16 protein-coding genes and 3 pseudogenes are annotated in these 19,164 nt (G+C 69.1%); 6 read left to right on the plus strand and 13 right to left on the minus strand.

Translation table 11 applies throughout. From position 1 onward, the window contains the following. Positions 1–8: 8 nt before the first annotated feature. The 3 genes from ACVCAG_RS23050 to ACVCAG_RS23060 are packed head-to-tail and all read right to left on the minus strand — an operon-like array spanning position 9 to position 5,012. On the minus strand, positions 9–1,280 hold the full coding sequence (locus ACVCAG_RS23050) for an ABC transporter substrate-binding protein (RefSeq protein ID WP_447190267.1): 1,272 nt from the start codon (positions 1,278–1,280) through the stop codon (positions 9–11). A gap of 23 nt (positions 1,281–1,303) precedes the next feature. Next, complete coding sequence (locus ACVCAG_RS23055; protein WP_440085984.1) at positions 1,304–3,790, minus strand: glycoside hydrolase family 97 catalytic domain-containing protein; 2,487 nt, start codon at positions 3,788–3,790, stop codon at positions 1,304–1,306. Beyond that, on the minus strand, positions 3,783–5,012 hold the full coding sequence (locus tag ACVCAG_RS23060) for an ROK family protein (RefSeq protein ID WP_440085983.1): 1,230 nt from the start codon (positions 5,010–5,012) through the stop codon (positions 3,783–3,785). Before ACVCAG_RS23060 ends, ACVCAG_RS23055 begins: the two co-directional genes overlap by 8 nt. 191 nt (positions 5,013–5,203) lie before the next feature. On the opposite strand from ACVCAG_RS23060, the pseudogene ACVCAG_RS23065 reads away from it, so the two are divergent. Next, a pseudogene (locus tag ACVCAG_RS23065) lies at positions 5,204–5,797 on the plus strand (recombinase family protein); the annotation flags it as partial. Positions 5,798–6,090: 293 nt separating this feature from the next. Here the strand turns inward: ACVCAG_RS23065 and ACVCAG_RS23070 are convergent. The 4 genes from ACVCAG_RS23070 to ACVCAG_RS23085 form a co-directional block, all read right to left on the minus strand. Continuing rightward, positions 6,091–6,387: a hypothetical protein gene (locus tag ACVCAG_RS23070; protein ID WP_440085982.1), complete on the minus strand. Its 297-nt coding sequence runs from the start codon at positions 6,385–6,387 to the stop codon at positions 6,091–6,093. 31 nt (positions 6,388–6,418) lie between these two features. Continuing rightward, the gene (locus ACVCAG_RS23075) at positions 6,419–6,871 is read right to left on the minus strand and encodes a GmrSD restriction endonuclease domain-containing protein (protein ID WP_440085981.1); all 453 of its coding nucleotides are present in this window, start codon (positions 6,869–6,871) and stop codon (positions 6,419–6,421) included. A gap of 67 nt (positions 6,872–6,938) precedes the next feature. Continuing rightward, positions 6,939–7,244, minus strand: a complete 306-nt coding sequence (locus ACVCAG_RS23080; RefSeq protein WP_440085980.1) for a hypothetical protein — start codon at positions 7,242–7,244, stop codon at positions 6,939–6,941. Between the two features lie 9 nt (positions 7,245–7,253). Then, entirely contained in the window at positions 7,254–8,000 is a 747-nt protein-coding gene (locus ACVCAG_RS23085) for a glucose 1-dehydrogenase (protein WP_440085979.1), read from the minus strand. A gap of 98 nt (positions 8,001–8,098) precedes the next feature. Between ACVCAG_RS23085 and ACVCAG_RS23090 the strand changes: the two genes are divergently transcribed. Further along, the gene (locus tag ACVCAG_RS23090; RefSeq protein WP_440085978.1) at positions 8,099–8,707 is read left to right on the plus strand and encodes a TetR family transcriptional regulator; all 609 of its coding nucleotides are present in this window, start codon (positions 8,099–8,101) and stop codon (positions 8,705–8,707) included. Here ACVCAG_RS23090 and ACVCAG_RS23095 read toward each other — a convergent pair. After that, positions 8,704–9,646, minus strand: a pseudogene (locus ACVCAG_RS23095) (IS481 family transposase). The gene ACVCAG_RS23090 and the pseudogene ACVCAG_RS23095 overlap by 4 nt on opposite strands. 174 nt (positions 9,647–9,820) lie before the next feature. Between ACVCAG_RS23095 and ACVCAG_RS23100 the strand changes: the two are divergent. Together ACVCAG_RS23100 and ACVCAG_RS23105 are read left to right on the plus strand one after the other, a co-directional pair. Continuing rightward, entirely contained in the window at positions 9,821–10,570 is a 750-nt protein-coding gene (locus ACVCAG_RS23100) for a MerR family transcriptional regulator (RefSeq protein ID WP_440085977.1), read from the plus strand. A gap of 37 nt (positions 10,571–10,607) precedes the next feature. Continuing rightward, positions 10,608–11,312: a GPP34 family phosphoprotein gene (locus tag ACVCAG_RS23105; RefSeq protein WP_440085976.1), complete on the plus strand. Its 705-nt coding sequence runs from the start codon at positions 10,608–10,610 to the stop codon at positions 11,310–11,312. Between the two features lie 20 nt (positions 11,313–11,332). Here the strand turns inward: ACVCAG_RS23105 and ACVCAG_RS23110 are convergent, their stop codons facing one another. From ACVCAG_RS23110 to ACVCAG_RS23120, 3 genes and pseudogenes are all read right to left on the minus strand, one after another. Then, a complete protein-coding gene (locus tag ACVCAG_RS23110; RefSeq protein WP_440085975.1) occupies positions 11,333–11,539 on the minus strand; it encodes a hypothetical protein in 207 nt (68 codons plus the stop codon). Between the two features lie 738 nt (positions 11,540–12,277). Then, positions 12,278–13,285, minus strand: a complete 1,008-nt coding sequence (locus tag ACVCAG_RS23115; RefSeq protein WP_440085974.1) for a zinc-dependent alcohol dehydrogenase family protein — start codon at positions 13,283–13,285, stop codon at positions 12,278–12,280. Positions 13,286–13,438: 153 nt separating this feature from the next. Next, positions 13,439–14,323: pseudogene (locus ACVCAG_RS23120) on the minus strand (IS256 family transposase); the annotation flags it as partial. Between the two features lie 774 nt (positions 14,324–15,097). Between ACVCAG_RS23120 and ACVCAG_RS23125 the strand changes: the two are divergent. Both ACVCAG_RS23125 and ACVCAG_RS23130 read left to right on the plus strand, forming a co-directional pair. Then, positions 15,098–15,607, plus strand: coding sequence for a hypothetical protein (locus ACVCAG_RS23125; RefSeq protein ID WP_440085973.1), 510 nt, complete (start codon positions 15,098–15,100; stop codon positions 15,605–15,607). Between the two features lie 79 nt (positions 15,608–15,686). Continuing rightward, positions 15,687–16,388 carry a GPP34 family phosphoprotein gene (locus tag ACVCAG_RS23130; protein WP_440085972.1) on the plus strand — a complete coding sequence of 234 codons (702 nt, stop codon included), beginning with the start codon at positions 15,687–15,689 and terminating at the stop codon, positions 16,386–16,388. A 94-nt stretch (positions 16,389–16,482) separates the two neighbouring features. On the opposite strand, the gene ACVCAG_RS23135 is transcribed toward ACVCAG_RS23130, so the two are convergent. Together ACVCAG_RS23135 and ACVCAG_RS23140 are read right to left on the minus strand one after the other, a co-directional pair. Then, positions 16,483–16,833 (minus strand): CPBP family intramembrane glutamic endopeptidase, encoded by a 351-nt coding sequence (locus ACVCAG_RS23135; protein ID WP_447190268.1) that lies wholly within the window; start codon positions 16,831–16,833, stop codon positions 16,483–16,485. A gap of 66 nt (positions 16,834–16,899) precedes the next feature. Next, a complete protein-coding gene (locus ACVCAG_RS23140; protein WP_440085971.1) occupies positions 16,900–19,059 on the minus strand; it encodes an alpha/beta fold hydrolase in 2,160 nt (719 codons plus the stop codon). Positions 19,060–19,164: the final 105 nt, after the last annotated feature.

Here is a 19,164-nt window from a genome sequence, read left to right on the forward strand (position 1 = left end):
GCCGATCCCTACTGCTGTTCCTGCGCCAGGGCCTCGTCCATGGCCGTGGCCAGCGCCTTGGCGGCCTCCTCGACCGGCTGCTCGCCGTTCCAGGCCGGGGTGAGCAGCTCGCCCTCCCGGCTGGACCAGGCGTCGGTGTTCTTCGACACCGGGTAGACCACCGCGTTGGGCAGCTGGTCGAGGAAGGCCTTCAGGTTGAACTGGGGCGCCGCCTCCACCCACGCCTGCTGGGTGCCGGTGTAGGAGCCGAGCACGGTGCCGGTCTCGCTCTGGATGCGCGAGGCCTGCTCGCCCGACAGGAAGACCGCGAGCTTGGCCGCCTCCTGCGGGTGCTTGGAGGAGGCCAGGGCCACGTTGCCGAGGCCGTTGATGACGGTGGCCTCCTTGACGCCCGCGGGCAGCTCGGTGACGTCGACGTTCTTGGAGGTGTAGGCGTCCTGGGCGAAGCGGTGGGCGTAGAACGAACCGCTGTAGTACATGGCAATCTTGCCGCCCATGAACTGGGCCACCGCCTCGGTGTCGCTGAGCGACTTCAGGTCGGGCGAGGAGCCGCTCTTGATCAGGTCGGTCCAGAACCGCAGGCCGTCGATGCTCGCCGGCTGTCCGAAGCCGGAGGACTTGCCGTCGGGGCTGATGACGTGGCCGCCGGCCTGGTGGATGGTGTTGTAGTAGCCGGCCTGCGCCTCCACCGGGGCGGCGATGCCGTACACGCCCTTGTCCCCGTCGGTCAGGGCCTTGGCGTTCTTGACGACGTCGTCCCAGGTCCAGTCGGCGTTCGGGTAGGGCAGCTTGGCCGCGTCGAACAGGGCCTTGTTGTACCAGAGCCCGATGGTGTCGAAGTCCTTGGGCAGCGCGTAGGTCTTGCCGTCCCGCTCGAACAGCGGCAGCAGCTGCTGCGGGTAGGCCTTCAGGGCGGTGCCGCTCGCGCTGATCGCCTCGTCGAGGGGCTGTATGGCACCGCCGTCGACGTAGGGGGCGATCTTGGAGCCCAGCATCCAGGCCACGTCGGGACCGGTGCCGCCGGCGGCCGAGTTCTGCAGGGTGGTCCAGTAGTCGGTCCAGGGGATGACCTGGACGGCGACGTCGATGCCGGGATTGCCCTTCTCGAAGGCGTCCACCACCATCTCCATGGCGGGCTGCTGGTCGGTCGAGAAGATGGCGTAGGTGAGCTGGATCTTGCCGGTGCCGGGGTCGGCGGTCTCTGAAGTCGTGCCGCCGCAGGCGGACAGGGTGAGCGCAGCCGCCGCCAGAAGCGAGACCGCAGTCCACTTGGTGCTCATGGGAACCTTCCTTGATCTGACGTTCAGGCCTGGACGCTCGGTGCGATCCAGTCGATGTGGGGGGTGAGCTCGCCGACTCCGGCCTGCTCGGTCACGAGTTCGAGCACGTGCGCGCCGGTGATGTCGGCTTCGACGGGACGGGCGGGTTCGCCGGGGGCCAGCGTGACTTCGGCGACCACGCGGCCGTCGGCGAGCACCCGGCACAGGGCCGGGGCCGCCTGGGGCGTCTCGTCGTCGATGCCGACGTGGGCGGTGAAGGTGCGCGCGGTCCCGCCGACCGCGTAGGCGATCGAGGAGGGCGCGCACACGCCCAGCCCGTGTTCGTGGTGGTGGCCCGCGACCCGCATCGGCCGGCCGTCGCCGGGGTCGCCGCCGCCGTTGGACTGGTCGGTCTCGACGGGGCCGAAGCCGTTGCTGGAGCGCACCGGCCGCATCCGGCTCAGCTCGCTTCGTCCGGCTCCGACGGGGTGTGCCAGCCGTACGTGCGCGATCACCGACCGCTCGGCGGCTCGCGGCCGCCCCGCATGCACAGCCAGTACGGCCAGGCGGCCAGCGGTGAAGGACTCCGGCACCTCGACCTTCCACGACACCCTGATCCCTCCCGGCCGGGCCTCGCTGCCGGTGAGCTGCGGGCTCGGCCAGCCCGGCGGCACCTCCAGGTGCGCCTCGTGGCCGCCGGTGACCTCGGCGTGGACGTGCGTGGCCGTACCGGAACGGGCCAACAGCAGCGGCTCGTCCACCCGGACGGCGGGCCGGTGCGGCTGCCGGATGGCAGGCTCGCCGCGGGTGGCGATGCAGACGGCGCCGCCGTTGGGCCGCAGCCGCAGCGGGAGCCGTTCGGCGGCGGTGGGGTGTGACTCGGTCAGCCTGCCGTCGGCGTCGTCCTCGATGAGCGTGAGGTGGTGGTCCGGGCCGATGCCGAGGCCGGCCAGGTCCGCTTCGGTGTCGACGGGGTGCCCGGCGGCGATGGCGCCGATGAACCAGTCCTCGCCGGAGCGGCGCGCCAGCACGGCGTACTCCCCCGGCCGTCCCGCCAGCAGGCGGGTCTCGTCCCAGTGAGCCGGGATCGCCTCGATGGCCGCCTCGGCGACGGGCCGCGCCTGGTAATGGCTGATCTCGTCGGCGAAGTGCAGCAGACCCGACTCCAGGACGATGCCGAGGGCCAGCTCGTGCGCCTCGCTCGTCTGGCGGTCCCGGGCGGAGAAGGTGACCGGCGTGTAGTCGGCCGAGCCCACGACGTTGCGGGTGAAGGGCAGGATGGTGTTGTGCTCGGGGGTCAGCGGCTCGCCGTAGAAGACGTAGTACTCCGCGCCGCGGACCGCCTCGTAGCTCATCACGTGGGGGTGGGTGCGCGCCCACCCGCGCGGGATCACCGAGCCATGGAAGTTGATCATGAGGCCGGCCCGGCGGCACTCGGCGATCACCGCGTCGTACCACTGGTAACGCGCCTGGGCCTCCGACTCCATGAAGTCGACCTTGATGCCGGCCACTCCCCAGGAGGCCCACTCGGCCAGCTGGAGTCTCTGCTCGGCGGTGCCGAGACGGTCCCAGGCCACCCACACGAACACGCCGACGCCGCGGGTGCTCGCGGCCGAGACCAGGTCCGGCATCCAGGCCGGGTCCCAGCCACAGTCGACCAGCACGTACTCCCAGCCGCGCTCGGCGGCGTAGTCCAGCATGCGCAGCTGCTTGTCCAGGTGGGCTCCGCTGAAGAAGTCAGACCACCACGACCAGGCCGCCCGGCCTGGGCGGGCCCAGGCGGGGACCGCCTCGGCGGCGGCGGGGGCGAGGTCCTCAACCAGGTGCGAGGCGACGATGGTGGCCAGGTCGCCGGCGATGAGGACCCGCCAGGGCGTCGCCACCTCGCCGGTCTGGAGAGTGACGTCCTCGGCCAGGGTGAAGGCGAGCTCCCCGGCGCCGGCGTAGCGGGCCAGCGCGCCGCCGTACCGGCCGTCCAGATCGGCCTCGGTCGCCAGGACGTAGAGGTCGGATTCCAGCTGGGCCAGGAAGGGGAAGCCGTAGTCGCCCAGCTGGAGCACCTCCAGGGTGGAGGAGAAGCGGGTGGTCTCGTACCAGGGGGTGTAGGCCAGCGGCCAGGTGCGCGCCGCGACCGGAAGGCGCAGGTGAACGTCACCGCCGCGGATGCTCCTGCCGCTCAGGCCGTGCAGGACCAGGCGCAGCGCGACACCGTCGGCGGCGGCCCGCAGCACGATCGACACCCCGCCCTGGGCGGTCCGGAAGCGCACGGTGCGCTCGCGCTGCTCCACCTGGTGCTCGCCCACCCGCTTGCCCACGACGAGCTCGTAGGTCTCGTGGACGGCACGTTCGCTCGTGGCGTCGAACGCCAGGCCCGCCAGCAGGTCGGCGCCGTCGGCGGTGGCGAGCCGGATCGGCGCGGGCGAGGTCAGCGCGATCCCGTCCCGGCTGGCCGACCACGTCAACGCGGCGCCGTCGAGGTGAAGGCCGATGCGCAGGCTGCCGAAGGCCGCCTCCCAGTGGTGTTCAGACAAGGGAGTCTCCAAGGGTGCGTCGGGAACCGGCGACGGGGGTGCGTGAGGGGAACGCCATCGCCTCGATGGCCATCGCCGCCGCTCCGCGGGCCCACTCCTCGAACGGCAGATCCCGTACGTGCACCGCGACGTGGTGGGCGGCGCCGAAGGCGTGCTCGGTGAACGCCTCACGGATGGCCGTCTCGAACAGGTCGTAGGTGGCCACGCCCTCACCGGCGACGATGATCTGCTCGGGCCCCAGCAGGTTGGCCACCGACGCCAGTGCCCTGCCGATGAGGGCTCCAGCGTCGGCGAAGACGGCCACGACATCCGGATCGCCGCCACGGGCCAGCTCGACGGCCTCGCCGTACGCCAGATCGGCACGGCCGGTGGCCTGGCGGGAAGCGGCTTCCAGGGCGGTCGTCGAGGCCTCAGCCTCGACACAACCGCGGGCGCCGCAGTGGCACGCCACCGACCGGTCGCCCAGGGGCAGGTGGCCGATCTCGCCCGCCACGCTGTGCGCGCCGCGCACCAGGGCGCCGTCGACCACCAGGGCGCAGCCGATGCCGGCGCCGACGGTGACCACGGCGAAGTTGGCCACCCCGCGCCCGAGGCCAAACCACTGCTCCGCGATGGTCAGCGCCTTGACGTCGTTCTCCACCACCACGGGCAGGCCCAACTCTGCCGCCAGGGTCCGGCCCAGGTCGACGTGGTGCCAGCGCAGGAACGGCGAGTAGCGGACGTAGCCGGTCTCGTGGTCGACGTCGCCTGACAGCGTGACGCCCAGGTGGCGCGGCGCGAGCGCGAACCCCACCCGCTCCGCCGCGGTGAGCAGCTGCCCGTGCAGGGACACCACTTGCGTGATGACCTCGTGCGGCTGCTGGCGGGCCAGCGTGCGCCGCTTGGTGACGCGAGGGGTGCCGGCCAGGTCGCAGACCACGCCGATGAGCTCGTCGCCGGTGATCTTGATGCCCACGCTGCCGGTGTGCAGGGGCCGGATCCGCAGTGGGCGGCTGGGGCGCCCGAGCCGGGCCTCGTCGGGGCCCAGCGGGTCGGCGCTCTCGTCGTCCTCGAGGTATCCCGCCTCCAGCAGCGGCTTGACGGCGCGGGTAATGGCCGGTGAGGACAGGCCGGTGAGGCGGGCGATCTCGGCTCGGGCGATGGGGCCGTTCGTCAGCACCGTCGTGAGAACGGCTGCCTCAGCGGGGGTCCCTTCGATGGGGCCCTTTCTCTGGCGTGGCATGTCGCACAACGTAGAGGCATTTAATTACTTTAGACAAGTAACATTTCCGCAACGTGCGGTGGGACAGCGTGATGAGCCGGAAACTTTGTTACCTAACGCAGGTAACAACGATCAGTCCACCTGCTTGAGGAAGACGACGCCGTCGATCAGGGCGAGCCGGGCCGGGTCCAGCGGGAAGTACTTGCAGTCAACGGCCAGGCGACACCTTTGTCATCACCCGGCCGTCACGGGTGGCCCGCTCGCTGCGCCATCTCCTGGACCTGGCGGCCGACCTGCGCGAGCGCGAGGTGGACCTGTTGGTGCTCAAGCAGGGCATCAACACCTCCACCCCGTCCGGGCGGCTGCAGTTCCACATGTTCGGCGCCTTCGATGAGTTCCTGCGCGAACTCATCATCGAGGGCACCCTCGAAGGACTGGCCTCGGCGCGAGCCCGCGGCCAACTCAGCGGCAACAACCCGCTCACCAGCAGCATCAACTGGGCCGTCGCTGGAAGGATAGATGTCGGCCTGCGTGTCCCCTCAAGTTCTGGCACGGGCGGCGACCAGGGAGGCGCCGATGACGTCAGACAGCACATTCGCCCCAAGCGAGCCGACCACACCCATCCCGGCCAGCAACACCGCCGGACCTGGTTCCACCACGGCCAGCGGGGCCAGCGCGCTGGCACACAACCCCGCCAGCAGCGCCCGCGGTGTTGCCCACCCCAGCCCCCGCGCCGACAGCGCGGCCGCCTGGCGCACCCAGCCACGTGCACCATCCTGGGCGGCGACAACCTGGCCGGGCGATAAGGCAGGAGTACCTGGCTCAGGCTGCTGTCCGCCCTGTGGCTCCACCCGCTGCTCCTGACCTCGCGACAGCACGCCCGATGAACGTTCAGGTGACAACATCGGAGCGTGGAACGCCTCTTCTGCACTATCGACATCCACGGACTTATCGCCGCAACCTCACGGAGCGCTACTCGATCTCAGCAGATTGTTCTGAACCGATCGATGAACATCTATGATCACCTGGCGGGTGGTTTCCTCGTTGGCGCTATGACCTGCAGCAGGGTCAGGGCTGCCTTCCTCAGCCGAGCCGCCCCTCAGGGGAGTCCTTCAGGCAGGCCGTCACGGACGGCGCGCAGGATCGCGGTCTTCACCGCTTGCCCGGTGCGACCGGCGCGCGGGGTCGGGCTGCCGGTGAGCGTGTACCACTCCTCGGCGCCGGTGTATTGCACCCGCACCTGCGCCTGGTCGCCGGAGAGGGTGATGGCCACGGTGAGATCCCCGGTGATGACGCCGGCCTCGTCGGTCATCACCCCGCCCGGCCCGGCAACAACCTCACCCTGGTACTGCTTGTCGGCTCCCTTGCTGGTGGCCTTGCCGCTCGCGTCGCCCATCACCGCTCCGATCCGCCGGCCCGCACCCTGCTTACGTGCAGGTACCCAGCATCGCGGTCAGCGTTTTCTTCTCCGGTGCGGTGACGCTCAGCGCGTAGTACTTCTTGACCTGCACCCACGCGCGGGCGTACACGCACCAATACGAGCGCTGGGGCGGCTGCCACTGATCAGGGCTCTGATCACCCTTGGAGCGGTTGGAGGCGGCCGAGACCGCGATCAGCTGCGGGCGGGTCAGGTCGTTGGCGAGCGCGCGCCGCCGCTGAGTGCTCCAGGTATCGGCGCCTGAGCGCCAGGCGTTGGCCAGCGGCACCATGTGATCGATGTCGAGGCTGGCGGCGCGAGTGTAGGTGCGGTTGTCATACAGCGACCGCCAGCTGCCCGAGGTCGCTTTGCAGTCGTCATCGCGGGTGACGTTTCGGCCGTCGCGGGCCAGCACCACTTCCCGGGTGTCGCAGCCGGCGCCTTTGCGGGTGAGAACTGCCATAAAACTGTCAGTGGTGATTTGCCACGAGATGTCAGTGCGCAGGTCAGAGCGTCGTCACACAAAGGCGCTACGCGACGTCGCCGAGCTCGTCGAGCCAGGTCAACAGTCCGATGTCACGGTTGTCGAACCGGATCACGCGGAAACCGTGACCGGCGAAAAGTGCGCAGAATCCGTCGGGCCAGGCGATGAGCTGCTTACCCACACCCATGATCAGGAGCATCACCTGCTCGTGGGCGTCGCCGAACTCGTCGTAACAGGTAGTGATGCCATTGGACTCTACGAAAGGCAAGTCGTCTTCCTCTCCCAGCCGGTCGGGCGTCACGGGCAGGCGTTCACGTGCGGAGCGCCTGCCCGTGACGGCTGTCGATGTCATGCGTTTTGATTACAGGTAGCCGGGCTTAGGGGGCTCGACGGCGGTGAGGCCGCCGTCGACGGGGATGTGGGCGCCGCTCACGAACGAGGCGCCGGGGCCGGCGAGGAAGGCGATGACCTGGGCGACGTCTTCCGGCTGGGCGAAACGGCGCAGCGGGATGAGCGGGATGTAGCCCCGGAGATACTGCTCGGGGGCGCTGGTGAGGACAGGGCCGGGTGCGACCGCGTTGACGCGTACGCCGGACGGGCCGTACTCGGCGGCCCACGCGCGGGTCAGTGAGCTCACTGCTGCCTTGGTGGCTGCGTAGACCGCGTTGTTGACGTCCCCGATCACGGCGGCGCCGCTGCTGACGTTGATCACACTGCCGCTGCCGCGCTCGGCCATCTTCGGTGCCAGGGCGGTGGTCAGCTGGTAGACCGCGCGCACGTTGGCGTCGAGCATCGCGTCGTACTGTTCGCCGGTGATGTCGGCGCTGGGACCGAAGCTGCCCACCCCGGCGTTGTTCACCAGCACGTCCACCTCGCCAGCTTCCCGGGCCAGCCGGGCCACGTCGTCCGGGTTGGTCAGGTCGGCGGCGACGAAGCGGGCCGAGCCGCCGTCGGCCTGGATCTTCTGGACGACCTCCTCCCCGCGCTGGGCGTCGCGTCCGGTCACCACCACGCTGGCACCGCGCGCGGCCAGGGCGTAGGCCGTCGCCCGGCCGATGCCGGTGGTGGAACCGGTGATCAGGGCAGTCTTGCCGGTCAACTCGCTCATGACGGGAACCTCCTTGTAGAATTCTGTACCAATCGATCGGTACAGAATTACGATAGCACATCTGGATCGATCGGTAAGAAATCGGTAAGGTGGGTCACGTGGACGGTCAACGGAGCGCGCAGGTGGGTCGGCCCAGGGGCTTCGACGCCGACGAAGCGCTTGAGAACGCGATGCGGGTGTTCTGGGAGAACGGCTACGAGGGCGCGAGCCTCACCGACCTGACCGAGGCGATGGGGATCAACCGCACGAGCATGTACGCGGCCTTCGGCAACAAGGAGGAGTTGTTCCGGAAGGCCCTGATGCGATACAGCGACGGCCCGGCGTCGTACGGTGCCGAGGCGCTGGCCGAGCCGACCGCCCAGCAGGTGGCCACGGTGTTCCTGCGCGGCGCGGTCCGGAGCGCCACCCTGCCGGGCTACCCGACCGGGTGTCTCAGCCTCCGGGCGTCCCTGCTCGGGGGCGAGGACGGGCGGGTCATCCGCGACCTGCTGGCCGCCTGGGGAGAAGAGATCAGCACCAAGCTGACGGATCGGTTCCGGCGCGCGGTCGAGGAAGGCGACCTGCCGCCGGAGACCGACCCGTCAGTCCTGGCGAAGTACGTCATAACGATCGGGAACGGCATCGCAGTGCAGGCCGCCGGCGGCGCGGAGCGCGACGTCCTCCAGTTGGTCGCCGACGCCGCCCTACGGAGCTGGCCGCCGGTCTAGCTGTACTGACTTGAGAGGTTAGGTACGCGGCTGGTGGGTGGTTGGCCGTTGAGTGCGGTGTGGCCGCGGTGGTGATTGTAGGTGTGGAGCCAGTGCGGCAGTGCTTGCCGGCGTTCGGTTTCTGAGGTGCAGGGCTGGGCGTAGGCCCGTTCCTCCAGCAGGGTGCGGTTGAAGCGTTCGACTTTGCCGTTGGTCTGGGGCCGGTAGGGGCGGGTGCGTTTGTGGGTGATGCCCGCGGCGGCCAGAGTGTCGCGCCACAGGTGGGAGCGGTAGCAAGAGCCGTTGTCGGCGAGTACGCGCCGGATGGTGATGTTGTGGCTGGTGAAGTAGGTCTGGGCGCGGTGCCAGAACGCGGCGGCGGTTTCTTTGGTCTCATCGGCCAGGATCTCGCTGTAGGCCAGGAGTGGTCGTCGACGGTGTTGTGCAGGTATCTGTAGCCGAGGTTGGGTCGGCCGTGGGTGGTGCGGGGCCGGGCGGGGTCGCGGTGGGCGGAGCTGTGGCGTGCGCCGGCGGGGCGGCCGTGGACGCGGTGGCCGCCGCCGTCGGGGATGTTGCCGAGTTTCTTGATGTCGACGTGGATCAGGTCGCCGGGCGTGGGGTGTTCGTAGCGGCGGATGAGGCGGCCGCTGGTGCGGTCGAGGTTGTTCAGGCGGGGCAGGCGGTAGCGGGTCAGGGCCCGGTGGCCGGGTTCAGGCCGAGCAGGTAGGCGATGCGGGCCGGTCCCCAGCGGCGTAGCACTCTGACCTTGATGATGCGTCGTTCGGTGCGGGTGGGGGTGCGTCGCGGACTGTGGTGCGGGCGTGAGGAGCGGTCGCTCATGCCTGCGGCGCCGTAGCGGCGGTAGCGGCTTGCCCAGCGTTGGGCGGTGGTGACCGCGACCTGGAAGCGTTCGGCCGCTCGTCGCAGTGGCCTACCTCCAATTTCTGCGCACGTCTGCACGCACTAGCCCGGACGACGGAGCCGGACACGGCGGTGTTCGAAGCGCGGGCGCGACTTAAGGAAGCTTTCAAGATCCGAGTCGTCGGCGCATTGACCCTGTGGTGGGAACACGGTGTCAACTGCGAGCCAGCACCTGACAGCCGACCGCCGGGTCAGACCCAGGAAGGAACCGACGTGGCCTGGAGCACCCGTGAGCTCGCGGAACTCGCCGGCACCACGGTGAACACGATTCGGCACTACCACCGGCTCGGCCTGCTCGACGAGCCCGAACGCCGGGCGAACGGATACAAGCAGTACGGGGTACAGCATCTCGTCGTCCTCCTGCGCATCCGGCGTCTCGTAGAGCTGGGTGTACCCCTTTCCCGGATCGGCGCGATCACCTCGGGCGGTGCCCCCGCTCCGGAAGTGCTGCGCCAGGTCGACGCCGACCTGGCGGCCGAGGTCGAGCGTCTGCGCCGAGCCCGCTCCGACATCGCGATCATTCTGCGCGACGGGGCGCCGGCCGACGCGCCCGCCGGCTTCGAGTCGGTCGCGCCGCGGCTGACCGTGTCCGACACCTCGCTCATCCACGTCTTCAGCCAGCTCTACGACGACGACGCGATGAAGGACCTGCGGCGCATGGTGGACGCCGACACGGATCCCATCAGCCACGACATCGACACCCTGCCGCCCGACGCCGACGAGGCGACCCGCCAGAACCTCGCCGAGAAGCTCGCCGCGCGGCTGGCGCAGCATCTGGTCGACTATCCCTGGCTGCGCGATCCCGCCCGGCATCTGTCGAAGAGCGAGCACGTCACGCGCCAGACGTTCATCGACGCCGTCGTCGGGCTCTACAACGCCGCCCAGGTCGATGTGCTGGGCCGGGCCGGCATTCTCGCGCAGGAGCAACTGCGCCGCGAACGGGGGCTCAACTCTCCGGCCTGAGCACCTGCGTCGCATCCCGAATCGAAAGGAAGACACCATGGCTCAGCTCGGGACCGCCACTCTGGGCGAAGACCTCCTGTTGCTCCTGTTCCAGCCGAACGCGGGGATGCGGGGCACCGGTGTCATCGCCGGCGAGAACACGCTCTTCTACGTTCTCGGGGGTGCGGTGCTCGCCGATCTCGGCCTCGGTGGACACGTGCGAACCATCCCCGGCTGGGGCGGATCGACCCGGGTGGAGGCCGTCACGGACCGTCCCCCCGCGGACGACACCCTGCGATCGGCGTGGGACTACGTCGCCGTGAAGCCCCGAGGGGTGCAGGCGACGCTCGCCGCGATCGGGCCGACCCTGCGGAGCCCGTTGCTCGACCGGCTCATCATCCGCGGCGACATCCGCGAGTCCACCCGCAAGGCGCTCGGTCTGTTCGACATGAAGGTCCTCGAGGACGGCGGAACCGGACGGCGGGCCGGTCTGCTCTCCGACGTGCGGGCGGTGCTGGTCGACGGCGTGGAGCCGCAACCTCGGGTCGCCGCGCTCGCGGCGCTGCTGTCGGGAAGCCGTGCGCTCCCGCAGTTCGATCCCGAGATCCCCTGGGCCTCTTCCGTCATCACCCGCGCCCAGAAGCTCGAGCAGGGCAACTGGGGAGCCGAGGCTGCCGCCGAAGCGGTCGCCCGCACCGTCACCGCAACCATCGTCAGCAACGTGATCGTCGCGGCGGCTGTCCTCCCGCCGCAGAACCAGTAGCGGGGCAGGTCAGGAGGAGCTCACGGCCGCCGGAGGAGCATCGCCTGGTCGACGATCTCGTCGAGTTCGGCATGGTCGAGACCCTTGACGGCCTGCACCGAGAGGCCGAACGCGATCGTCGTGATGTATCGGCCGAGTTGCTTGGGGTCGGCGTCGCCCGGCAGGTCGCCCTCGTCGACGGCGCGCCGGAAACGTTCCTCGACCTGCGCCTGGCGGCGTTGCGCCACTGGACCAGCGCCTCGTGCACGGCCCGGCTCTCGTCGTTCGACGGCAGCGCGCCCTGAACCGTCAGACATCCCCCGAAGTCTTCCGGAAGGGTCGAGGTGTGGGCCGCACCGCGCAGAATCGCCTTGGCGGCAGCTTGCGCGGTCGGCTCGGCCAGAGCACTGTCCAGGTAGCTGCCCGGACCCTCGACGTAGCGCTGCAACGAGCTGCTCCTTGTTGCCGAAGGCCGCGTACATGCTGGTGGTGATGCCGTCTTGGTGGACGTTCTTGAGTGCTTGTCGGCGCTCGTACTCAGCCGGGCTGAGTTGGACAAGGTCCTCACCGGGCCGATGACTTCCTGCTGATCTGGGCCCAGCGTCACGTGGAGGCCGGACTTTTCCGCACCGGCCCGCTGCGCCACGAGGAGTTCTCGATCCGGGACAGAGCGATCGACCCGCTCCTGATCGAACGTCTGGCCGATCTCGCCGAACGCTGCTTCGCGCGGGCCGGCCACAGCCGGTCGTCATGTGGGGCAAGACCACCAGCAACGACCGGCTGCTCCGGCACGACCTGTCGGCCGAGTTGCGCATCCGAGGTCTCGACGTCCCGCGGTTCCGGCCCAGCTCCGCCGGGGTAGACGCCGTGCTGACCGGTGGCCTGTTGCTCGCCACGGCCCGGGTGGGGCGGGCCCGGTCCGCCGACCGCACCCGCTCCTGCCGATCAACCGATGGTGTACGCGCCCGAGGGCGTGGAGCGTTCCCCTACGAGATGCGAGGGGGAAGTGCAAGAGTTTCGCCCGCCACATCGATTGCGACTTTGCCGCGCAGTGCATACGACTGCCTGTTCTCCAGGAGTTCGTGAGCCTCGCCCATTCGGGCGAGCGGAAGAGTCGCGCCGATGACCGGCTTCACGAGACTGCGCTCGACCAGCGTGGTGAGCGCGTCCAGCTTTCCTCGGTTCTGTCGTGTGAAGACGAAGTGATAGGCGGCGTTCCTGCCCCATGCCTCGATGAGGTTCTGCGGCTGCGCGATGTCGACGATGCTGACGACGCGTCCGGAGTCGGCGAGCGTCAGCGGGCTTCGTGTGAGCGTGTCGCCACCGATCGTGTCGAAGACGACATCGACCCCCTTGCCTCGCGTCATCTCGGCCACGGCATCGACGTAGTCCGCGGAGGTGTAATCGATCGCCGCATCCGCTCCGAGAGAGCACACGAACTCATGGTCGCCGGCTTTCGCGGTGGTGATCACTCGTGCGCCGATTGCCTTCGCGATCTGGATCGCGATCGTGCCGACACCGCCCGTGCCTCCATGGATGAGGATCGTCTCCCCCACGGTGAGCTGAGCTCGCGTCACCAGGGACTCCCAGACCGTTCCGCCGACAAGAGTCAGGCTCGCCGCCTCCAGGTGACTGAGGTTCTCCGGTTTGCGGCCGACGAGGTCGACGTCGGCGACATGCTGCTCGGCGTAGGAGCCGGGGCCGCCGAAGATCCGGGGCGTGTAGTACACCGCATCGCCGGCACGGAACTCGGTCACGTGGGATCCGACTTCCTCGATCACGCCGGAGATGTCGTATCCGATGATCGCCGGAAGCGGCACATGATCCACGTAGTCTCCGCGACGGATCTGATAGTCGAGCGGGTTGACGGCGGTCGCATGGACGCGCACCCGCACCTGGCGGGGTTCGACTTGCGGTACCGAGACGTCGCGCAGCTCGAAAGCATCGGCCCCACCGAAACGGGCGAGCACAACAGCCTTCATCAGATCAGTCATATCGGTGCTCCTCATCGTGGTTCTGGTGCGTGACGCAACGGCAAGGTCGGCATCCATCCAGTGAAAACGGTGTGGTTACCACATAGTCCAGCCGTCGGCCGGTGAACGGGAGGATGTCCCGACGTTCGTGGAACTTGATCAGCGGTCCGACAGTCAGGCAATGTTCTCGTTGTAGCAGTTCGGGCTGGGATTCTGCGCCATGGCATGCCGATCGAGAGCGGCGCGGAGTCTGGGCAGGTGCATGTGGCCGTTGATGCGACGGAACTGTTTGGTCGCCTCGGCCATGCCGACCGCGCACCAGCGCAGCGCCATCGTGCCGTCCTTCCAGTTCTTGACGTTGACGGCGTGGTCGCGGCAGATCGAGATCATCGACTCGATGGGGTTGGTCGAGCGCAGGGTACGCGCCAGCATCGGCGGCACGTCCAGCCGCAAGATCGTGAGGGTCTCGTTCATGCCCTCCCGTAGTGAGGCCGCGGCTCCGGGGTGGGTCTTGTCCAACTCGGCGGTCAGGGCGGTGAGTGTGGCCTCGGCGGCCAGCGGGGTGTCGGCGTGGTAGGCGTCTCGCATGCGTTTCTCGGCGGCGGCGCGAAGTTTCAGCGGTAGCCGGTCGCGGACGTTTCGGATTTTGTGAAGCTGGCAGCGCTGGATCACCGGATGGTCGAAGACGTCCAGCACCGCGCGGCACAGCGCTTTGGAGCCGTCCAGCACTACCAGAAGCGGCGTGGTGACATCGAGGCCGCGCTCACGCAGGCCGACGATGAGCTCGCGGGCCAAGGTGGCGTTCTCGGTGGAGCCCTCCACCAACGCGAGGGGGTGTTTGGTGCCGTCGATGCCGATCCCGAGCGCCACGATGCAGGTGTGCTCGCCGAAGTGCACGCCGTCCAGCATCAGCGCGGCCAGCTGCAGCTCGGGCAGATCGGCCGACATCATGTCCGAAAGGGCGCGTTCGGTGGCGGCGACGAACCGCCGTGAGATCGACGATTTGGAGGTGCCGGTGGCGGCCTGCTCGGAGTGATGTGGTAGTCGCTCGAGACCTACCATCAGGTAGGCCGCGAGGCGGGGACCGCCACATCAAGTTCTACGAGCTACGGGACAACCTCCGTGACCCGGTTCGCCCATCGCCGGATGGCGGCCCGGGCACTTTCCTTACTCACGAGTAGCCTGCTGAAATGCAGGCGTGCGTCTGGGCAACTGTCCCGCCGCGCTGGAGGCCGCGCGCAGAGCGGTCAGAACCGACGAGACGCTGAGCAGCAATCTGACGCTCCCGCCGCCGCCTCAAGGAGCTGAATCTTACCTGAACGGCCCTCCCGCACAGGCACTGGAGATTTCTACCGACGCGAACATTTCGCCGCGGGTGCGAATCTGACAGCGACGCGACGATCTCGGGGCCACCCCGATCACCCCTGGCGCCGACGCGTACGTCGGTGAGCTCACCGATCTGATCGCCGGCTCCCTGGCTGCCCCTGCTCGACGATCGGTCCTGAACCTGCGCGAGCTCGCTCGGCCGGGCAGTTGCACAACGGGCCGCCCGGAACCGTCGTAGTAGACACGGAAAGGCAACTTCGGCCCGGAGTCGTTGCGCGAGATCGACGCCCTGCCGACGCGGCGGTCGCGCTCGGCGACGCGTCCCAGCTCGACGTGCTGAGCCGAGCCGGCGCCCTCGCTCAACAGCACTGAGCCGGTGGCCCGAGGCGGACCCCGGCGGGGAACGCGCCCGATCCTCGGGAATGCCACGAACAGGGCGTTTGACTCTGTGCTGAGCACACGGTCTCTACTCGGTGGTGACGCATCTCCCCGCTCGAGGAGCCCACCGTGAATCCCGTCGAAACGCTCGTTCAGAACTTCCGCGACCTCGTAGCCGAGGTGCCCGAACTGGTCCAGCCGTTCATCGTCATGCTGGCCGGCGCGATCCCGTTCATCGAAGGCGAGGGCGCATCGCCGATCGGAGTGGTCGGTGGGATCCATCCCGTGGTGGCCGCGGTTGCCGCAGCCGCGGGCAACTTCCTCTGCGTACTCGTCGTCGTGCTGATCAGCTCGCGGGCCCGCGCCGCGGTCGCTCACGGACACCGGCCGAGCAGCCGCGAGGAGCGCCCCGAGTCCAAGGGGCGCCGGCGCTTCCGCCGTTACCTCGTGCGCTTCGGTGTGCCCGGAGCGAGCCTGCTCGGACCGCTGGCCGTGCCGACCCAGTTCACCGCGGCCATGCTCATCGCCTCGGGGACCTCGCGCTCCTGGGTGCTGCTGTGGCAGGCGATCGCGATCGTCTTTTGGACGACGTTGACCACCACCCTGGTCTGGGGTGTCGTCTCGTTCGTGGTGGCTTGACCTCCGGCTCCACCCTCCCCTGTCGACTGCATCGCGTTTCCCGGACTCGCGTCGCATTCCCCGTCGAAAGGATCACACGATGACACAGCGGCTCGGCCCGCCGACCCTGGCCGAAGACCTTCTGTTACTCCTGTTCCAGCCGCTCTCCGGGCCGGAGGGCACCGGAGTCGTCGCCGGCGAGGAAACGCTTCCCTACGTTCTCGCCGGAGCGGTGCTTGCGGATCTCAGCATCGGCCGGCACGTGCGAACCGTACCCGGATGGAGCGGGTCGACCCGGGTGGAAGCCGTCGCCGAGCGGCCACCGACGGACGACCTCCTGCGATCCACGTGGGACTACCTCGCCTCGAGGCCGCGAGGCGTCCAGGCGACGCTCGCCGTGATCGGACCGGCCCTGCGCCGCCCCTTGCTCGAACGTCTCATCGAGCGCAACGACATCCACCGATCAACCTGTGTCGAGACCGAAGCGCCCATAAGGGAGATGTTGACAGACGGCGAATCCGGGCGCAGGAGGAGCCTGCTTCGCAGCGTACGGGGCGTGCTGGTCGGCGAGGCGGAGCCGGAGCCCCGCCTCGCCGCGCTCGTGGCACTGCTGTCCGGAAGCGGGATGCTGCCGCAGTTCCATCCTGAGATCCCGCGGACCACCGCGACCATCGCCCGAGCCAAGCAACTCGAGCACGGCATCTGGGCAGCCGATGCCGCCGCCGACGCGATCGCCCGCAGCTTCGCCGCGACCATCGTCAACAACGTGATACTCGCGGCGGCCGTGCTGCCCAAGCGATGAACGAGCTACACCCCTCGCTCCGGACCAGTGCGGCGCGACCGCTCGCGGAGCCAGACGAAGGCGAGCACGGCCAGATTCATGACGGCCAGAATGATCAGCGAAGGGCCACCGCCGGCGCCCTCGGTGCGGTCGACGACCAAGGGCCGCCATCGGCCATGAGCACGTTGACAGTCGTCGTCACCAAGTTGTTCGCCACGTGGAACGCCATCGCGGCCTCGAGGTCCCGAGTGATCAATCCCATGACGGCCGTGCATGCCGAGAGGAGCACGTAACAGGCGAAGAGCCAGGGATCGCCCGCTGCGCGCAGGACGGCGAACATGAGGCTGGAGACCACCAGTCCGGTGATGAACGCCGGGCGCACCGCGCGCAACCACGACCCCGCGGCCGGGAGCACCGAGCCCCCGGAACATGATCTCCTCGCCGGCCGACTGAAAGCGACTTCCACCAGGCCATCCCGATGTGTGTACCGAAGGGACGGGCGTTGTCGAGGGAAGCGATGTTGGCGTCGGGTTCACGAAGCGTCGGTGCTTTTCGTTGCGGATCTCTGGCGTACGTGGCGGAAGGTGGCGCGCACCTCCGCAGCCAGCAGCTCGGGTTGTTCCCAGGCGGCGAAGTGTCCGCCCTTGGGCAGCTCGTTGTAGTGCACGAGGTTCGGGTAACGCTGCTCCACCCAGCGACGTGCGGCGAGATAGATGTCGCGGGGGAAGAGGCTGACGCCGACCGGCACCTCGACCTTCGGGTCGCGGTAGGTGCGGAAGCTCTCCCAGTAGATGCGAGCCGAGGAGGCGGCGGTGCCGGTCAGCCAGTACAACGTGATGTTGTCCAGCATCTCGTCGCGACTGAGCAGGTTTTCCGGATCGCCGTCGTGGTCCGTCCACTGCTCGTATTTCTCGTAGAGCCAGGCCGCCTGCCCCACCGGCGAGTCGGTGAGCGCGTACCCGATCGTCTGAGGGCTCTGGATCTGCTCGTGCTGATAGCCCGACTCGTGGGCCTGGAAGTCACGCCATCGTTGCAGGGCACGCTCCTCCTGCTCGTTCGTGGCTTCCTCGGTGCCGTAGGTGGGGAACATGTTGGAGTGGATGGCCCGGACGGCGGGCTCGCCGATGCCGCCCAGCGCGGTGGTGACCGCGTGCCCCCAGTCGCCGCCCTGCGCGCCGAAGCTGTCGTAGCCCAGCCGCCGCATCAGCTCGACCCAGGCGCACGCGATCCGCTCGGGTCCCCACCCGGTCTCGGTCGGCTTGCCGGACAGTCCGAAGCCGGGCATCGAGGGCAGGACCACGTGGAACGCGTCCCGGGGGTCGCCGCCGTGGGCCCGCGGGTCGGCCAGCATCGGTGCCACCTTCAGGAACTCGATGACCGAGCCGGGCCAGCCGTGGGTCATCACGAGCGGCATCGCCTCCGGTTCGGGCGACCGCAGGTGCAGGAAGTGGATGTCGAGTCCGTCGATGCGCGTCGTCGACGGGTTGAGCGCGTTCAGCCGGGCCTCGCAGGCCCGCCAGTCGTAGCCGTCCCGCCAGTAGTCGCACAGTGCCCGCAGCCTGCGCAGCGGCACGCCCTGGCTCCAGTCCTCCACCGGTTCGGGATCAGGCCATCGCGTACGGAAAAGCCGCTCGCGCAAATCGTCGAGCGCGGCCTCGGCGAAGGCAAAGGGCGATGGTCGAACGGCTTTGCTCTCGGCCTCGGCCAGATACGCCGCGAGATCGTCGTACCCGTAGTGGAGCGCAAGTTGCCGGGGTGTGTGACCGGTGTGCGAGGTGAGGTCGAGGCGGGCGCCCGCCTCGACCAGGGCTTGTGCTGCCTCCCGGTGCCCGTGCCACACCGCGTCGTGCAAGGCGGTAAAGCCGTTGTAGGCACCCTGGGCATCGATCTCGAGCGTCGGCGTACCGCTGGGGCCGCGCGTCGTCAGCGCCCGGATGACGTCGGCGTGCCCGGCGAAGGCGGCCTCATGGCCCGGCGTCGCGCCCATCAGCCCGTTGAGCCGGCGCGGATCCGCACCGGCCTCGCGCAGCACGCGGACGATGCCGGTGTGCCCGTCGCGAGAGGCGATCCCGAGCGGCGTGTAGTCGTCGTCATGATCGCCGACGGCCGGCAGTCGCTCGTCGAGGGCCGCACCGGCCCCGATGAGCCGTCTCACCGCAGTGAGGTCGCCGACCTGTACCGCCGCCGTCAGCGCCAGCGACCGGATCCGGTCGGCGTCGGCCGCCATCCGCGCGTGCAGGAGACCGGCGATGACCTCGGAGCCGTCGCGCAACGCCAGGTCGAGCGCCGTCTCCTGCCAGTGGTTGCGCACAGAGGTACGGGCTCCGCGGGCCAGCAGCAGCCGGACCGCCGCCTCGTGCTTGTACTGCACCGCGTCCATCAGCGGCGTGTGACCGAGCCGGGGCGACTGCTGGTCGACGAAGGCGCCATGGTCGAGGAGCAGGCCGATGACGCCGTCGTCACCGGCCTGCGCCGCCTTGTGCAACGCCGTGGCGCCCATGCGCGGCTCGACCATCAACACATCCGCGCCGGCCTCCAGCAGCCGCTCCACCAGGCGTGATCGACCGAGCCCGGAGGCGACCATCAGTGGTGTGAGGCCACCGGCGCCGCGGCGGTGCGGGTCCGCGCCCGACTCGAGCAGTTCCACCACCGCCGCCACGTCGTTGGAACGGATCGCAGCTTCCAGTGTCATACCGGCTCCTTCCATGAACGTCTCCCCGTATGCGACACCCTGTTCCAGGAACCGGGTCAAGCGGCCGGCCCGCCGCGCCCGTCGGGCGCTCTCGCCTTGAATGTA

The sequence above is a fragment of the Streptosporangium sp. G12 genome (assembly GCF_052983175.1).